The sequence below is a fragment of the Desulfosporosinus sp. FKB genome (genome assembly GCF_002196705.1).
Classification (GTDB): domain Bacteria; phylum Bacillota; class Desulfitobacteriia; order Desulfitobacteriales; family Desulfitobacteriaceae; genus Desulfosporosinus.
Map to the genome: position 1 here is coordinate 1 of NZ_NADJ01000005.1, position 16724 is coordinate 16724.

The window sequence follows — 16724 nt, forward strand, 5'->3', positions numbered from 1 at the left end:
TAATGTCCTTGACGACACGGATGATCTGAGTCTTTTGCGAGACACTCTGATTGAACAAAGGCGTGAGTGCAAAGCAGATAAGTAAAGAAAGCACAATGCAGATTACTCCAAGCACCGTGCGGTTTTTCAGAAAGGCCATAGGGTGTTCCTCCTTAAGTTAAAAAGTAGGCTGCCAGGCAGCCGAGGGAAAGAAATGGCGCGAGAGGATATGCCTTTTGAGCAGTCCTCCCGCGCAGTTTTTGAATTATGGTATTGCCTGTATGGAATACCAGCAGGGCGGTTAAGCCTATGACCGCTGCGGCCATACTTTTGCTGAAGCCCAGCACCAGTCCCGCAGCCGCCATGAGCTTGATATCCCCGCCCTCCATACCGCCAAAAAGAAGGGCGGCTGTGAGAAAGAGCGCGGCAGTGAAAATTCCGGCCAGCTTCACCGGTTCAAAGGTGAGCAGTCCTGTTAGGGTGATCCCAAAGCAGATGCTGTCGGGGATGATTTTCTTTCGGATATCGAAGACCGAGGCCGCCAAAAGCAGGGCAGCAAATAAGCCGCCCTGCACAAGCGGCGCCAGCTGTGCCAAAGCGTCCCGATCAGTTCCCATAGTTAAACATATCGATAATGCGCTGCTTCAGGGTCGGCAGGACAGTTTCGCCGAACAGGGCGTAGAGACCACCGAGGACGAGGGCGCCGATGACGACCGCCATCAGGATTTTAATGGCGGTATCTACGAAGCCTTCTCCGCGCTGGGAGAGGAGAAGAGTCTGAGCCATAACAGCTTTTTCTGTGATCTTAGCGTTTACCTTGTTTGCGAATTTTTTCATTGTGGTTTACCTCCAAATTCTTATTTTTATTGGCAATTTTTAATTTAGATACCGTCCATACGCAAGGAGCCGCTTTGCTCCGGCACTTCTTCCGAAGCGGGCGGATCTGCTGCCGCACTTTGCTCAATGGGTTTTTGTTCCTCCGGTTTATCTTCCCGCCCTCTTCGCTGCTGCTTATAGGTAAAGGCGGGCGGAATGCCTTCCAGGTCTTTGCACCGCTTGACCCTGTATCTTTCCGTGTCATTTTTGTAAAGGTAATACCAGTCCTCGTCAAAGCTGTATACTCCTGCCACACCTGTGGCCATTCCATCCCTGTAAAAAAGCTGATACTTAAAAAGAGGGTTGGGATCACGGACAACTCTGATCAGATCCAGTTCCAGCTCTACTTCTTTCGTATTTGCCACCTCCGTATGGGCAGCAAAAAACATCGGTGGTTAGTCCGGTGTTAAACTGCCTGTCAAATCTTATCCGGTTTCGTATTCCTGTGCGTCATCCACAAGGAGAAAGCCTTGGGCCGCATCTTCAACAATTTCTGAAGTCACAAGGGATGCGGGCATGTTTCCTTACACAGGAACCTTTCACTGATTACATAGTTTTTCCGGAAGCTTCGTGTTGGGAAGTCTGAAATAATAGGTTTGGCCGGTACTCAGAGGTATAAGGCATTGCTCTTTGCGCATAGGCATCATATCCAGAAATTTTCTAAACATAGACTTTTCCTGGATTATCCCATCTGCATGCCGGATCTTTGCTCCAGCGCCTGGTCAAAAGAGGGCGTATCTGCCGCCTTCTGCTGCCGGCTCTGCGTGAGTGCCTGATTGTATGCCTCAATGACCGCATTGTTCAGCTGCTCCCTGAATTCCTTGGTGACCGGGAAGCAGATGTCCTTGTACTCGCCGTTTCCCGCTTTATAGCTGGGCATCGCGATAAACAGCCCCTTGGAGCTGTCCACAACCTTCACGTTCCGGATGGCAAAGCAGTCGTTGAGGTTGACGGACGCATAGGCGCGGACGCTTCCCTCCGGACGAATGGAGCTGATCTTGACGTCCACCTTCATGGGCAGTTCCTGCTCGTCTGCAGTCTGTGTGGATTCCTGCGCCTTTTTGAGCGCGCTCTGTGTTTTGCTCATGGTATTTCCTCCTTTTTTAACCGAGAATAAAAAAACAGCCTTCCGGCTGCGGGTGATGGGTTACAGGCTCATTGTCGGTCCCTGGTACAGCTCCTGCTCCGGTGGCCGGAAGGATACTTCCTTGAAGCCGAAGCGGTCCACATAGTGAAAGCTGCTGCCGGAATCGTCATACAGTTCGATAACATCGGACATAGAAAGGCTGTGTCCCTCATAACCGGGCGGGTGGTCGAGATTGAATTTGGCGAAGAGCTCCTCCAGATCGTTGGTCTCCGCCTCGCCGTCGTAGACCACCCGGTAATTGTCCGGGTCAGGCTCCCCGAAATGCTCCAGCAGCTCGTCGTATCCGATGAATTTCATCATGGGATCAACATCGGGTCTGAGCTGCCAGATACGACAGCTCTTGAGGATTTGCGCATTGCCCTCCGGGTCTGTCCTGCCTTCCGCCAGCCGTGCGAACACGCCGTCCCTCCATTCCACGTCCAAACCATGCTTTTCTATAAGATAGGATTTCAGCTCGTCGGCTTGGAACAGCGGATCGACAATGGCTTTGCCCTTTTCGACATAGCCTGCCGTGTTACCGTAGTAAAAGATGCGGTTGTTTTTAATCTGAATTCCAATCATGAGGCTTCCTCCTTTCCCGACAGGACTGCCGTTTTACTGAAAATAGAAGTCGACGGAATAGGTGATGTTGCTCTTGTTGTACATGCAGTCATGGTTGGTATAGTAGTAGAACTCCAACTGACTGTAAATTCCCGGCGACAGGATGCGGCTGAAGGTGATGCCGTTGGTCGTCGGCGAGTAGTCCAGCTGATCCCACTGCCCGGTCAGCACGTTGTAGCCGTGCACACGTCCATAGTCCTGCCCGCTGTGCCCGGAAACAGGAGGCACCGTAAAGGTGTAATTGGTAATAGTCGCTCCCGCGATGCCTTGCTCCAGAATTACAGACTCAGGGCCGGTCAGCGTCATGCCGCCGCCTCTATTTGGATCAGCCACAAAGAACACGATGGCAGCCCATGGCGATTCAGCTCCGGTGGAATCCACGGCTTTCACGCGCACCACATTTTTCCCCAGCGGATAATTGGTACTGGTCTGTGCCGGACGTCCTTCCCATACATAGGTGATGGCATCGCCGTCAGGATCGGTGCTGGAGGCGATGATTGTGATCGGTACGCCGGGCGCGATGCTGTTGCCGTCCGGAGTACGGGTGATCACCGGCGTTGTGGGAGCGGAGTTGTTTACTGTGAAGATTATATCCGTCCAATCGGAATACAGTCCCCATGCGTCCTTTGCCCGAACCTTCACGGTATGGGTTCCCACAGCATAGTAGCTGTCAGCAGTGTTGCCGGAATATTCCAAGCTTACTGCGTCGCCGTCAGGATCGGCGGCGTAAGCCGAGATGTTCACCAGAAGCTTGCCGTCTTTTGCGGTTCGGGTGACCGACGCGCTGCCAGTCGGCTTGTTAGGCGCGTTATTGGTGACGGTGATGTTCTGAGAATAGCTGAATGTCCTGCCTGCGCTGTCAGTCGTACCGGCAGTCAGGGTATAGCTGCCGGTGGCGTTGATACTGATGCTGCCACCGCTGTTTGAGAGGCTTCCGCTGTAGCTTGCCGGGGTGCCTACCTTGGTCAGCGACCATGTGAGGCTTCTGCCCTCCAGTCCGGATGTGGCCGGCAGGGTTACGCTGAAGCTGGAGCCGATATGCACGGAGGACGGAACGATGAACGGGAAGCTCGCAATTGGCTTGACGGTCGCTGTGTTGGACGTAAAGGTGAATTTCCTGCGGTTTGTGTCCGTAGCTTCAGCAATCAGCTTTACCGCAATGGTTTTATCCGTGCTGATGGTAAGACTGCCGCCGCTTGCTCCGACTGAGCCTGCCGCGTATTGGGTGTAGGGCTTTGCTTCGCCGCCATCCACAGAGATGAGCCAGTTGACGTTCGCTCCATCAAGCTCCGCACCTAAGGCGGTGACGGCTATGGACTCGCCGCTGTAGGTTAACGGAGGGACGCCGATGCTCATGGTCGGGATGGGAGATATTATGAAGCTCTGTCTCTTAGTAAAGGTGCGGCCGGTGGGGTCCGTCAGCGTGAGAGTCAGTTCATACTGTCCTTTTGAGGGGAAGGTAATTATGCCGCCCGCTTTAGCCAGGTTTCCGTTGGCATAGGCTGAATATGGCTTTACCTCACCGCTGCCCTGACAGATCGCCCAGTCCGCTGTGAGGTTCTCCAAGTCCGTTCCGCTGACGCCGACCGTTCCGGCTTCCCCGGCGTACCATGGCTCTGGGATACTGAGCGAAACGGACGGAATGGGATATACTGTGAAACTTTGGCTTTCGGTGAAAGCACGGCCGTTGGTATCCGTCATCGTGAGGATCAGCTGGTACTGTCCTTTCGACGGGAAGGTGATTGAGCCGCCATCCTTGGTCAGAGCACCGGAAGCATAATCAGAGTAAGGCTTCTCAGCGTCATCTCCTTGCTTGACTGTCCAACCCGCTGTAAGGTTCTCCAGATCCGTACCGTTGACGCCGATCGTTCCGGCTTCCCCGGCATGCCAGGTCTGCGGGAGGCTCAGTGACATCGATGGGATAGGATAGACCGTGAGGTTTCTGCTTTGAACAAAGGTGCGGCCGGTGGGGTCCGTCATGGTAAGAGTCAGCTCATACTGTCCCTTTGTCGGAAAGGTCAGGCTGCCGCCCTCTTTTGTGAGCGTACCGGATGCGTAATTGTAATACGGTTCGGCACCGCCGTCATCTTTCACGACTGTCCAGTCCGCAGTAAGGTTCGCCAAATCTGTACCGCTGACGCTGACTGTTCCGGCTTCACCGGCATACCAGACCTGCGGCGCGCTGAGTGAAATCGTCGGGATCGGATAGACCGAAGTGGATGCGCTGTAGGAGAACACTCTGCCCAGCGCATCTGTCATGGAGGCGGTGAGGGTATAATCTCCGACCTGCGTAAAGCGTATTTTTCCGCCGTAGGCGTTCAGGCTTCCCTCCATGACATTCGAAGACTCAACCTGCTCGCCGTCCTTGGTGATTGTCCACTCCACCGGCAGCACGTTATTGTTGCCGCGTGTTCTAAGGTCAATGGTGCGGTCGGTATGGGTCGCTTTGGGAAGCTCAAAGGAAATACCCAACACCGGCAGGACTTCGATCCTGCCGCCGTTCTCGAATAAAAATACCCGGCCGGTTTCATCGGTAATGCGCGCGATCAGTTCATAGGTCCCGGCATGCTTGAAGCAGATGGAGCCGCCTTTGTTATCCAGCATCCCGTCGACATACGTCCCAAAATCCTGGAATCCGAGGCCGTTCTCCAGCAGCCACTCAACCTTCAGGCTGCCCAGCTCGGAGGTTTCCGGAACCACGTTAACTGTGGTATCGGTGTAAGCAGTTTCCGGCAAGGTATACGTGATACTGGGGACGGGGTACGCCTTGACCGGTGCGGTATAACTGTAGGTTCTGCCGGCCGGGTCGGTGAAGGCAGCATTCAGAACATACTCGCCCTTGTCTTTAAAGCGGATGAAGCCGCCGCCGTTAGTCAGATCGCCCTGAACCGCGTCGGCAAGGTCAACGGTTTTTCCGTCCTTGGTCAGCGACCACTCGATTGCGGCATCGCCGAGGTTCTCAAAGTGTGTTTCCACATGGACCGTTTCGTCGGTGTGGGTGATCTCCGGCGCATAAAAGCCGATAGAGCCTACAGGGTATACGGTGACCGTATCAGAAGCTTCGAAGGTTCTGCCGGTTTCATCGGTGAGCGTCCCGGTGAGCATATATACGCCCTTGTCCTTGAAGCGGACTATGCCGCCATCGTTGGTCAGTACGCCGTCAACCGCATCCGCAAGGGCAGCCGCCTCGCCGTTTTTGGTAAGACTCCAGTTGACTGTCAGTCCGTCAGCCTCCGTCAGCACAGTTGAGACGCCGAGGGTTGTATCCGTATGGGAGGCAGACGGGAGTTCAAAGGAAATTCCGGCAACCGGATAAACCTTGGTGCTTTCGCTGTGGGTGAATACGCGGCCGGTATTGTCTGTTATGGACGCTGTGAGTGTATATTCACCCTTATTCCTGAACACAAAGGTACCGCCTTCATTTCCGAGCGTTCCCTCCAGAATGTCGGTCGTCTGGACGGTTTCTCCGTCCTTCGTTGCCGTCCACACAATGTCGTAACCGTAGAGCTTTTCCAACGGAAATGTAAGCGTGATTGATTTGTCCGTATGGGTGGTTTCCGGCAGGTCAAAGCTCAGGTCGATAACCGGATACACCGTGATCTGCCTGGATAGCACGGTTTCTTTTCCTCTGGCGTTTTTCGCCGTAGCGGTCAGAGTGTATTGTCCGTCCTCCTTGAACTGGATTGTACCTCCCTCCAGGCCGAGGGTTCCGCTGACGGCGTCCGCCAGCTCTACGGGCTGCTGAGAGCCATCCACAGCGGTTTTGGTCAGTGACCAGGTGTAGCTTTTCATATACTTCCATACAGGCATCACCTGTATTTCGCTGTCGGTGTGAGCGGTTTCGGGAAACTCAAAACGTATCTGAGCATCAGGATAATATGTGTGACCCCCCGAGCCTCCGGAACCGCCGCCCGGATTACCCGGTGTGGGCGAGGGAGTCGGTGCAGGAGTTGGGGTTGGCTGACCTTCATCCGGATTCGTCGGTGTGGGCACCGGCTTCTCTGTGGGGTCAGGCGTCGGGCTCGGCGCCGGTGCTCCTGGAGTCTGTGATGGATTTGTCGGCGTCGGTGCGGACGGTTCCGGCTTGGTCTTGTCGTTCAGATCCTCGGCTTCGCCCTTAGTCACCGGATCGTTGGGATGGAATTTATTATCATCCGTGTCCCCGATGATTCCGTCCTCGCGGCCGATGATGACATATCCTTTGTCATCATCCTTGATATCCGACTGATCCTGATACCCGCTGTGCCCCTGACTGTTTTCGGCTTCCTCGTTTTTCCCCTCCGCTCTTACGAGCATCTTGATGATTTCGGCACGGGTGATGGGATCATCAGGATGGAAACCGTCAGGGTAATCGGCGGGGTCAATGATTCCGACGTCTATCAGCGCCTCGATATATTTCTCCGACCAGTGACCATCTATGTCGGGAAAGCTGGGCGGGTCTTTTTCCGCGTTTGTGGTGTCAATCGAAAGATCCCGCGCCAGTATCGCGGCGTACTCACCGCGGGTGATGATATCGTCCTGCCCGACAAAGCTCTTCGGATGCAGGCGGTATACCGTATAGATGCCGCCGCATATCAGAAGAAGCAGAGCAAGGGCAATAATGACGATGCGCTTTCCTTTCTGTTTCATGGGTTTTTAGTCCTTTCTTTAATTTTTGGTAACGAAAAAACCGGAATCATCAATCTGACTCCGGCCTTAAGTCCTTATTGTTTTCATAGCTTCATATCCATACCGCCCTGCTCCTGCCGCTCCTTTAAGAATGCATCCAGAGCTTCCGGAGACGGATGAATGAGCTTTCCTTCAATCATCTCAAAGACGCAGAAGTCATCCCGGTCGCAAATCATCACCCGTTGCTGGTAGTCCTTCTGCATCTCGATATAGTCCTGTACCTCCTTGGTACTGCACAGCCACACGCCGGAGGTGTATCTTCCGTCCGGCAGAAAGCAATAGCCGCTGTACTTAGGTTCGTGGCTTTTCAAATCCAACGCATCAGCCGGACGGATCTGTGAGAGCTGGAGCCGAGCATGGTCAGACAGGATTTCCGGCTTTGCGATGCCGAGGACATCACTACGGTTCCAGCGAACCTGCTCACCGTCCGCTAGGGAAACGGCGAAGACGGATCGACCGCTGGGATTGGGTTTACTGCCGAAGCCTCCGGTACAGAAATACAGCTGGTGCCTGGTATTTCTGAATTCCTCCGACAGCACAGAGGGTCTGAGGACTATAACCTTACCGCCTATGGGCATATCAAATCCGGTCTGCAGGCAGTCTTCCTGTGTAAATAACGTTTTTTCACTCATGATGCTGCCCCTTTCTCTGCTCGATCATCTCCAGCAGTCTTGCGGCAATGCCGATCTGTGTTTCCTTCGGCATATCGCGGATGGCGGCGCGTACGAACGCTTCCACTGCCTCCGGCGACTGGTCACCGATTTCGATGAGATCAACCTTTTTTGCTGTGACGACGCCCTTCTGAACGCCGAGCCGCACGATATCGCCATGCTCTATTTCGGCGGCTGTGCGGAGCGCCTTTGGGATCAGGACACGACCCTTATCGTCAAGGATTTTGTAAATTGGTTTTGCTTTCATACGAAGTATCCCTCCTCTCTCATAACCTCCCGAACTGTGCCGGGGTCGAAGCCAAGCTCTTCAAAAAATTCACGGAGCTCGTCTGGCAGGTTGTCCAGAATATCCGCTTCCATGATGACGATGGCGCCGGCCGTGCAGATGATCTCCAAGTCGCTGCCCTCCTGAATCTCCGCCGCTTCCAGCAGAGTGTTGGGCAGAGTCAGGTCGACGTCCCCATCATTTTCATGATAGCCGGACATCTGTGCCGAAGTTTTCCGGTCGTTGGGAGTAATAACAAGCTGCGGGCAGAGATTTTCCGATTCCTCCTCCCTCACAGCAAGAATGACCTGCACCTCGTCGCCGGGCTTTAGTCCCGCGGCATCGAGCATTTCCGTCTGCAGGGTGATGCGGCCGTACTTGTCCACGGTCGCAACCGTTTCAAACAGTTTCATATCGATGTACCTCCTGATAGATTTGATTTGTTATTCCATGCCGCAAAATCCAGCGTGATCAAAGAGCCCCAGCTGAGTCGGCATGTCACTCAGCCTTTCGTCGGTATCGTAATTTGAGATCAGGACTTCGGCGTATTCACAGCCGTTGTCATAGCGCTGGGCAAGGTTATTGATGCGGCTAACCGCTTCGACGTTGAAGTCTTTATATAGCTCCCGAATGAATTCGCAGTCATTGTAGCTGACCAGCCATTTACCCTGACAAGATGCCAAGGTGTCCCGCAGACGGTAGTGATCGTCTTTTTTAAATTCCACGGAATAGTGACCTTCCGTCTGATAATATGGCGGGTCGCAATAGATAAAGGCATTTTCACGGTCGTACTGTTTGATCAGTGCTTCAAAGTCCTTGTTCTCAATGACTGTATCTTTGAGCCTCCGGCTGCCCTGCCAGAGAAGATGAAAGGTTTTTCGGATGTCGAAGGGCTGACATCCGTAGCTGGTGCAGCCGCTTCCGTAGCTTAGCCGGATGAGACGATAGAAGACAGCGGCACGTTTTACATCGTTCATCTGTGCGTTTTCCAGAAGGATCGACTTGATTTCCTCAAACTGCGGTTCACTTAGAAACCTCTGCGCGATATCCAATTCCTCCCTCAGGTACTCATTTGTGAATTCCTCCCTCTCCAGATATTTTTTTAGGACATTAAATTCGTCGCGCCCGTTCAGCGGAAAGAAATTCAGCTCCCTGAGCAGAGCAAAGGGACGGTCACGGACGCAGCGGAACAGATTTGCCAGGTCTGAATTGAAATCGTTGTAGACCTCCATAGCGGCGTCCGGAGGCCGTCCGAACAGCACCCAACCCCCGCCGCCAAAGACCTCAATGTACCTTCCGAATTCCTTCGGCATACGCTGATAGATCATATCCCGCAGAGCCTTTTTGCCGCCCACCCAGCTGATGATGCTGTTCAATCCATCACCTCCCTTTGCTCCGGCGGCTGAATTTCTCAACATCGGTTCTCATGCAGGAGCCGTCAGGACTCCAGCAGATAAAGCTGACGCCGGGATAAGGACAGCCGGCACAGCGTGCGGTATCTTCAGGCAGAGGCAATGAATGCTTTGCAGGAGGAACGTTTTCTCCATCTCCTGTTTTTTCTTCTGGTGTTACATCATGCTTCATGGTTCAGCTCCTTTCTCGGAAAAACAAAAAAGGCGCTGCCTTTTTTGTAAGACAACGCCTTCTCGTTCTTTCATTTATAATAGTTGTATTGCTTACCGCAATCTGCTGCAACAAAAAAAGCGCCCTTCAGCTTCATAAGAAACCAAAGAGCGCTATTTGTCCGTTCATTTTTTCATTCATCCCATCACCTGACTTCCGTATCCAAGGTCAGGCGAGCTGTTTTTCATCTCCTGCTCAAGCTTTAAGGAATAGTTTTCATGATTCCAGAAGCTGACGTAGATCTCGCCGTCAGGAGTTTTAATAGGACGCTGTTCCAGACCTTCGCCGTAGCCGTCGCTGTTTTGCCCAGTCACAAAATCAAGAAGCTCAGCGGTTTCCTCTCCTGAGAGGGACTCCTTCAGCCCGACTGTCATGACTCCCCATAACTCACCGTCGACGATTTCCACTGACGGATACAGGCTATACACCTTTTTATTTAGAGTTTCGTCGCGGATGTATTCTGCAAGTCCTCGGTCGTTTTCAAAGAGACGGTTCACCTTTGCGATTGCGGCGAGGATAGCATCCTCATAAGACACCGCCTCCGCAGGGGTGATTACCATCGGACTGTCCTCCAGCCCATACTCGCCCTCGGGGTAGGTGAGTATCTTTAGAGGGAAAAAGATACTCATTGTCTCGTTTGCCATTTTGTTTCCTCCATTCTTTTTCGCCACATCAGGCAATAAAAAAAAGGCTACGCTTTCTGAAAAAGAAAAACATAGCCTCGTGTGCTTCTGCCTGACGCAGGTGTAAAAAATTGTTTTGGGATTATATAATAATAAAGTCATCAAGACTTTTCATCCTAATGGCTTTAGATTTTTCGACCGTCCGACACAAAGCCTGGATAACAGGTGTATTTGGGTCTTTAGTGAGGGTTAATAATAACTGTTTATTTATTGGAAGGTGAAGTATATTCGAATAAAAGGACAATTAATCCAAAAATTTTATCCTTTATTTCAATTTTGTTTAATTTAAGAAGGTAAATTTAAGAAAGGTGTTGAAGGTTAAATATGGTGCTTCTTAGGAAGAATTATTAAAGCATAAGAAAGGTTGCAGTGAATATGGTTGATTGTTTTTGTGGTAGTGGTTTGGATATAGAAAGATGTTGTTATGGGAAATATCCGAGTATAAAACCTTTAGATGATTTAAATCTTGCAACTACTGAATATGAACTTTGGTCAATAGAAAGAAGAGCGGTATATCTATCACTATTTAGACTTCTCAAAGAGTTTCCAAACCTAGAAAAAGAAAATATAATTATATATGGAGCTGGTAAATGTACAGACTTACCAATGGATTTTATTTGTGAAAAATTTTCGGATGTTGTTCTTGTAGATATTGATGATGTCGCTTTAGAAGGAGCAAAACAGTATATACCAGAGAGGTTTATTGATAAGATAACCTTTGTTCAATTTGATGTAACAGGATTGAGAGAGATTTTTAAGGCTGAACTAAAAAGAAGTAATATTAAAACCGTTGAAGGAATATTAAAGTTTCTAAATGTAATGACGAAAAGAATTCCTTCATTAATTCTTCCTAATGAAATACATAATAAAATGCCTTTTGCCATATCCGTTTCAGATTTAATTCTGACTCAATTATTCTCTACTTTTTATGTTAACGATTTATTTCCATATATGTTCATGAATATTGACTCTAAATTTTGTGTAAATGACATTTTTAAATATACTGAACCAACAGATTTTGCAAACGGTTTAACATTCCAGCACTTAAAGTTGTTATATGATACAACAAAAAAAGAAACAGGCAAGATTATGATATTAACTGATACTTTTGTTTTTGGAAAAGATAATGGAGTCGAGTCTGAGTTTAATAAAGAAATAATGAATAATCCCCAATATCTAACTGAAGATGGAACTGTGACAATAGAATTAATTAGTAAATGGTATGAAAAGTACGCTATAGCGGGTAGCAATATTTATTCCCCTTTAAAAACTTATAATTTCAGAAAATTGAAGAATGATGTCATGAGATGGTGGTGGTGGTTAAACCGCAAAGATCGATATTACTTAGTAATGAATTATATTTTTACACCATTAATCCAAGATCTCGATGATTTTTAACTTTAGCTAGGAATGATATTATTAGAAGAGTCCTCAACCACATTCCATTTTCTCCGTAACAATTTACATGGTATTAACTTCCCATTGGTACAAATGCGAATCAGTGTGGACTTTTGCCCTTTGCTCTTATCACTATCAAAAATATTCAATGTCATCTATGAAACGCCCCAAAAAATCGGACCAAAAAATGCGCATTTTAAGCCCGATTTTTGCCCCTTTTTTGCTCCGAAACCACTACATATAGTGGTTAACATACCTTATTTGCCCTTAGAACCACTATACGTCATCATTATTATACTCTCAACGTGCCTTGAGGATACAAAAAAGATGCCGTATAAATCTGGTATCCCCTTGGCGGTGGGTTATATTTCAGAGACCATTGCCTGGACAGGCCAATTTTTGAGTGTTTCGGCACCTGCTTTTGCTTAACAATTCAAGTTAATTGTAAGCAATAAAACCTTCAAAAGCGTGCTTATCTCTTGAAGGCTTTATTCGATACAATTTTGTCATCTCATGGATACTCCAAGTATTTTTATAGTTTTGAGAAGTTTAGTCCAGTGAATCGGGTACCTATTGCTTCCGTGTATTTTCAATGGTTTCCCGTTAAGGAAAGATACAATCAGTTCCCACTGCGTTCCGTCTAGAACATGCGGATCAACGTATCGTTTCTTCCAATCAGTAATATAGCAGCGGTAAAGGCTATGTATGAACGACAACCATTCATCTGCGCTGAGTTGTTTTTCGATTGTTTCTGATTCAGGAGCGTGTCCTAGCGTGTATATCATTACTGCACCGTTGTCTATCTTTGTAACGGTTACTGACTGATAGCCATCAAAATAACCTCCAAGGCTGAAATAAAAAGAAGTGGTATCGGTTTCTAAATCAGCAGTTGGTGCTCCAAAATCTTTTTTGCATTTATTGCACCGATACACAGGATCACACCGTGTAATACAGCATCCGCCAAGCACTATACCGCCCTTGTTTATCTGTTCATCTAATTTAGGGCTCCATGCAGGCATGCCATATAGAATTTTTGCTGTTTCTCTCGATCCGCATTGCGGACAAATCCGTCTTGCCATAGGCTTTATCCTCACTTATTACATCTAAAAATCAATTCTCACCCATCCCCAACTTATAAATTACAACCCAATTATGAGCCAACAGATTTGGGCGAAGAATCGTAATTTTACATCAATCATCTAACAGGTTTTCAAAAATCTTCTTATATATAGTATCATCTGGTTCATTTTCTATTAGCCTAATCTTTGCATGCTCTGGAATTCCTAAGTCATCTGAAATATAGTCTTCAGGAAGTCCTTTCAAAACTAGCATTTCCTTTGATGTTAGTATTTTAATTTCTAACTTGCATTTTTCAATGTCAGAATCTAAATTTATTTGAAATCTCTCTCTTGATTCATCTAGAAAATGTGAACTGATTATCTTAAGGATTAAATTAAAAACTATTTCTGATATTCTTTTATACAATAGAATACAAGAAGCTTCTTCTGTTAACGGATATAAAATGTCTCTATTATCTTCATGATTTACTAAATTAATTGCCGAAATGTTTGCATGAGCAAATAAATTTCTTATTTTTCTTATACAAAACTCATCTTGATTTAGAAAATGATATTCTGCTTCTGATATAGAAAGATTCTCTTTAAGCTTTTTAACAACTTCATAAAAACTAGAGTCATAATCATTTGTTACCGACTTACATATATTTCCAAAGCAAGAAAATAGCAATGTAACTGCAGCATATCCTTTTCCTTCTATAGAAAATTCCTCACATTCAAAAAGCCTTTGTGAGTAAAAACGAGAATACTGCCATAAATAATCAAGAACTCTAGACTTAGTAAAGGTTAAGTTTTTCATACCACACCTCCATATTATGGTGAGAAATGACTTAATCCTCTACATTACCACCAGTAGCTTCCGGCTTTTTTCAGAGCTTTCTCATTCTCATTCTTTTCATGCTCCCGCTCTCCAAATAATTCATCTTCTCTCGCTACTGTCGGATCAAACCAATCAGCTTTTTTCTTCGCCCAATCAATAAATTCAGCTGTTTTTTCATCTTTCATTTCGACTTTGGGTTCCAATGCATTAATATAAGCTCTGATTTTACATGCCATATCATAGTCTTGAGCCATGTTTGTTAATGCAGCAGTCTTATCAACTTCTTCGTTATATCGGTTTCTACGTTCTTCGCGGAGCCTTTTCTCTTCAGCTTCTCTCCTTTTTTCTTCCTCATAAGCTTCGCGATTTTTACGAACTACTTCAGATTCTTCGTATAGCTCTATCAGCATATCACCGAGCCTGGATTCTACTTTTTCCTTTTCGGAATCCCTGAAATACCGGCTTTGACGAATACAAATTCTTAGTTTCCCGTTGAAAATATAGTCATATTTTCGAATGTTGGGTTTGCTTGCCCACTTGTTATGACGCATTGCATCCTCATAAATAATTAATTCCTGAGCTTCCTGCCTGGTAATTTCATGTTTTATCTCATCCTGGGCCTCAGATATTTCAAGACTCACATGTTCATTTCTAATCTGGAGTGAAAGGTCATCATTAACAGAACCACCTAGAATTTCGACCTGACGATACAAGGCATCAAGAATACGGTAAACGCGAGGAAGTGTTTCACTCGAAATAACACCTGCCAAAAATGGCGGACGATCAGTATAGTTTTTAAAGCCTCTTTGAGCGCCTTCAGATTTTCTGTCGTTTTTGTTCCATTCCTTTACTTTAGAGTGATAAGCTCTTATCTTATTATGCAGCTTTGCATTTTCATCCGGCAACTGAATTTGGTCCGCTTCAAGCAACACCTTTTGGCGTTCATCTTCTGTCAGAAAAGAAAGTGTCTGCTTCGGCGCAGTCGGCACTTTAGTACCTTCAAAAGTTTTCAAACCAGTTTTTTCGCTAATCCCTTTCGCAGCAGGAAGGGGAGGCTTTTTTATTTTCTCTCCTGCACGAATCCTTGCCCAGTATCCTCGCGGAGGAACCGGCACATTGAGAGATTTACAGATTTTATGTATCGCTACATCGGAAACACCATATTGAACTGCAACTTGAACTACTGGTTTGGCCCATACTTCCTCGTACAATTTTTCTCTGTTATACGTATTCCATTGGCCTGACACTGTACGATAAGTAAGCTGACTATTATTTTCGTCAGTAACTTCATCTAGTGATTGTCCCTCAGTATCAGCTTGTATTGCAACTCCGGCTTCTGAATCTATTATTTTTGATTTATTATCATCTTTGTTTACATTATCGGTAGATTTCGAAGTGGCAGAACGCTTAGAACGTCTGGATTCAACGTTATTTATAGGAAGTACTACTTCACTTTGTGACGATAGCGGCAATGGGCTTTTTTCAACTAGCTTTCCAAAGTTTAATTTGGTCCAGTATCCAGAGGGCGGAATCGGAATTTCTACCTCTTTGCATAACCTGAGCAGTTCTGCATAAGGGACATTATATTTCTTCGCAGCACCGGCAGCTGAAATCTCCCATATTTCATTATATAAAATTTCTCTGCTTATTTTAATGAACTGCTCTTCCGGCATAGCACCCCTCTTTTCACTAACTTCTTCAGATTTAATACAACTGCATTTTAGACTCAGATATCTTTCTCTATATTGAGCGAAAACGCGTATTCAAATAATTTCAAGTCTCTTGTTCCGCGTTTTCGCTTAATATAAAAAGCAAGTCTTTTTTCATTTCTTCAAACTGAGAAATAATTGTGTTGAGGCTTTTTTCGATATTTTGAACCTGAACTTCTGATATTTTCCCATATTTATACGCAATCAGCCTTTCAGCAATGATTTGGTAGCTCCAGCTGTCTGAATACTTATCTTCATTATGGATGGCGAACCCAATTGGAAGCAGATGATTTCTCATGCCGATACTGACTGCCATTGGCGATATTCCGAGATAATCACCGGCTATTTTACAAGTAATCTTGGGAAACTTTCTTATTTCTTCATCTGTATATTTTCCCATGTATTTACCTCCGATCTTACTGGGCCAAAGATGTAATTGACAATCTTTTTTGAATAAATTCTAAAATAAACTCTATTATCATAACTAAAAGTGTTAATATTCTACCTTTATATATCTTGAATCAAGCAGAAGTCCAAGAATCCCTTCTAAGAAAGATATCGTGCATCGACATATGCATAAGGTTTTCCATGTAGCACAAAAACAGCTATTTCGCAAAACAGACAAGCACCCCAACCGAGAAATATTTTCGGAGAGACTTGTCTGCTTGTCTTTAATATCTATTTGCGTCAAAGTCATTAATAATTGCCGTTATCTCATCATAAAGCTTAGCAAGTCTTTCATCGCGCAATGTTTTTTTTAACTCACATTCCCAAACTACAATTACTCGCCAACCGTTCTTTTGTAAAACATCAATATTTTCAGCGTCCCGCTGACGATTACGTTCCAATTTAGGCTTCCAGTATTCGAGATTAGACTTAGGCATTACAAACCCTGGGCATCCGCTGTGAGAATGCCAGAAACAACCATTGATAAAGACAACTGTTCGATATTTGGGAAAAACTGCATCCGGTTTGCCGGGATAGCGTTTGTCATTTTTTCTATATCGAAGGCCCCTTGAAAAAAGATACTTTCGCACGATTTCTTCAGGTTTGGTATTTCCGCTTCGAATCCGCGACATATTATAATTTAAGTTTCGCACCCTGATAGGAGTTATTTCCCGGCGGAAACTTGGTCACCAGTTTGAGTTCTTGCATCTTAACTCAGACAATTCCATTGGAATTTTACTGTTTAACAAGCTTTATCAAGCA

The 16724-nt window shown here is 46.7% G+C and carries 19 protein-coding genes and 1 pseudogene; 1 reads left to right on the forward strand and 19 read right to left on the reverse strand.

All coding sequences use genetic code 11. The features are described from left to right. The 14 genes and pseudogenes from B5Y67_RS25645 to B5Y67_RS00540 form a co-directional block, all read right to left on the reverse strand. Window positions 1-139 (reverse strand): annotated as a pseudogene (locus B5Y67_RS25645) (pilus assembly protein CpaB); the annotation flags it as partial. 13 nt (window positions 140-152) lie between these two features. After that, on the reverse strand, window positions 153-596 hold the full coding sequence (locus B5Y67_RS00485) for an A24 family peptidase (RefSeq protein ID WP_088224634.1): 444 nt from the start codon (window positions 594-596) through the stop codon (window positions 153-155). Continuing rightward, window positions 586-816 carry a DUF6133 family protein gene (locus tag B5Y67_RS00490; protein WP_088224635.1) on the reverse strand — a complete coding sequence of 77 codons (231 nt, stop codon included), beginning with the start codon at window positions 814-816 and terminating at the stop codon, window positions 586-588. The genes B5Y67_RS00485 and B5Y67_RS00490 overlap by 11 nt, the downstream gene beginning before the upstream one ends. A 44-nt stretch (window positions 817-860) precedes the next feature. Then, window positions 861-1244 carry a hypothetical protein gene (locus B5Y67_RS00495; protein WP_088224636.1) on the reverse strand — a complete coding sequence of 128 codons (384 nt, stop codon included), beginning with the start codon at window positions 1242-1244 and terminating at the stop codon, window positions 861-863. Between the two features lie 150 nt (window positions 1245-1394). Next, the gene (locus B5Y67_RS26090) at window positions 1395-1523 is read right to left on the reverse strand and encodes a hypothetical protein (RefSeq protein WP_282432736.1); all 129 of its coding nucleotides are present in this window, start codon (window positions 1521-1523) and stop codon (window positions 1395-1397) included. Window positions 1524-1537: 14 nt separating this feature from the next. Further along, entirely contained in the window at window positions 1538-1942 is a 405-nt protein-coding gene (locus tag B5Y67_RS00500) for a SpoVG family protein (protein WP_088224637.1), read from the reverse strand. A 60-nt stretch (window positions 1943-2002) separates the two neighbouring features. Next, the gene (locus tag B5Y67_RS00505) at window positions 2003-2563 is read right to left on the reverse strand and encodes a YodL domain-containing protein (RefSeq protein WP_088224638.1); all 561 of its coding nucleotides are present in this window, start codon (window positions 2561-2563) and stop codon (window positions 2003-2005) included. A gap of 33 nt (window positions 2564-2596) precedes the next feature. Then, entirely contained in the window at window positions 2597-7231 is a 4635-nt protein-coding gene (locus B5Y67_RS00510) for an S-layer homology domain-containing protein (RefSeq protein WP_088224639.1), read from the reverse strand. Between the two features lie 83 nt (window positions 7232-7314). Then, window positions 7315-7902: a hypothetical protein gene (locus B5Y67_RS00515; RefSeq protein ID WP_088224640.1), complete on the reverse strand. Its 588-nt coding sequence runs from the start codon at window positions 7900-7902 to the stop codon at window positions 7315-7317. Further along, window positions 7895-8188, reverse strand: a complete 294-nt coding sequence (locus tag B5Y67_RS00520) for an AbrB family transcriptional regulator (RefSeq protein ID WP_088224641.1) — start codon at window positions 8186-8188, stop codon at window positions 7895-7897. Before B5Y67_RS00520 ends, B5Y67_RS00515 begins: the two co-directional genes overlap by 8 nt. Further along, window positions 8185-8619 (reverse strand): AbrB/MazE/SpoVT family DNA-binding domain-containing protein, encoded by a 435-nt coding sequence (locus tag B5Y67_RS00525; protein WP_088224642.1) that lies wholly within the window; start codon window positions 8617-8619, stop codon window positions 8185-8187. Before B5Y67_RS00525 ends, B5Y67_RS00520 begins: the two co-directional genes overlap by 4 nt. 30 nt (window positions 8620-8649) lie before the next feature. Then, the gene (locus B5Y67_RS00530; protein WP_088224643.1) at window positions 8650-9582 is read right to left on the reverse strand and encodes a DNA adenine methylase; all 933 of its coding nucleotides are present in this window, start codon (window positions 9580-9582) and stop codon (window positions 8650-8652) included. Between the two features lie 4 nt (window positions 9583-9586). After that, window positions 9587-9790: a hypothetical protein gene (locus tag B5Y67_RS00535; protein ID WP_088224644.1), complete on the reverse strand. Its 204-nt coding sequence runs from the start codon at window positions 9788-9790 to the stop codon at window positions 9587-9589. 176 nt (window positions 9791-9966) lie between these two features. Beyond that, the gene (locus B5Y67_RS00540) at window positions 9967-10473 is read right to left on the reverse strand and encodes a hypothetical protein (protein ID WP_088224645.1); all 507 of its coding nucleotides are present in this window, start codon (window positions 10471-10473) and stop codon (window positions 9967-9969) included. A gap of 408 nt (window positions 10474-10881) precedes the next feature. Between B5Y67_RS00540 and B5Y67_RS00545 the strand changes: the two genes are divergently transcribed. Beyond that, on the forward strand, window positions 10882-11910 hold the full coding sequence (locus B5Y67_RS00545; protein WP_140419026.1) for a hypothetical protein: 1029 nt from the start codon (window positions 10882-10884) through the stop codon (window positions 11908-11910). A 506-nt stretch (window positions 11911-12416) separates the two neighbouring features. On the opposite strand, the gene B5Y67_RS00550 is transcribed toward B5Y67_RS00545, so the two are convergent. The 5 genes from B5Y67_RS00550 to B5Y67_RS00570 form a co-directional block, all read right to left on the reverse strand. Further along, a complete protein-coding gene (locus B5Y67_RS00550; RefSeq protein ID WP_088224647.1) occupies window positions 12417-12989 on the reverse strand; it encodes a hypothetical protein in 573 nt (190 codons plus the stop codon). Between the two features lie 112 nt (window positions 12990-13101). After that, on the reverse strand, window positions 13102-13785 hold the full coding sequence (locus B5Y67_RS00555) for a hypothetical protein (protein WP_088224648.1): 684 nt from the start codon (window positions 13783-13785) through the stop codon (window positions 13102-13104). Between the two features lie 44 nt (window positions 13786-13829). Then, window positions 13830-15479 carry a hypothetical protein gene (locus B5Y67_RS00560; RefSeq protein ID WP_088224649.1) on the reverse strand — a complete coding sequence of 550 codons (1650 nt, stop codon included), beginning with the start codon at window positions 15477-15479 and terminating at the stop codon, window positions 13830-13832. Window positions 15480-15579: 100 nt separating this feature from the next. Beyond that, window positions 15580-15915: a hypothetical protein gene (locus B5Y67_RS00565; RefSeq protein ID WP_021315225.1), complete on the reverse strand. Its 336-nt coding sequence runs from the start codon at window positions 15913-15915 to the stop codon at window positions 15580-15582. Between the two features lie 271 nt (window positions 15916-16186). Beyond that, window positions 16187-16594: a very short patch repair endonuclease gene (locus B5Y67_RS00570; protein ID WP_052152863.1), complete on the reverse strand. Its 408-nt coding sequence runs from the start codon at window positions 16592-16594 to the stop codon at window positions 16187-16189. Window positions 16595-16724 lie beyond the last annotated feature (130 nt).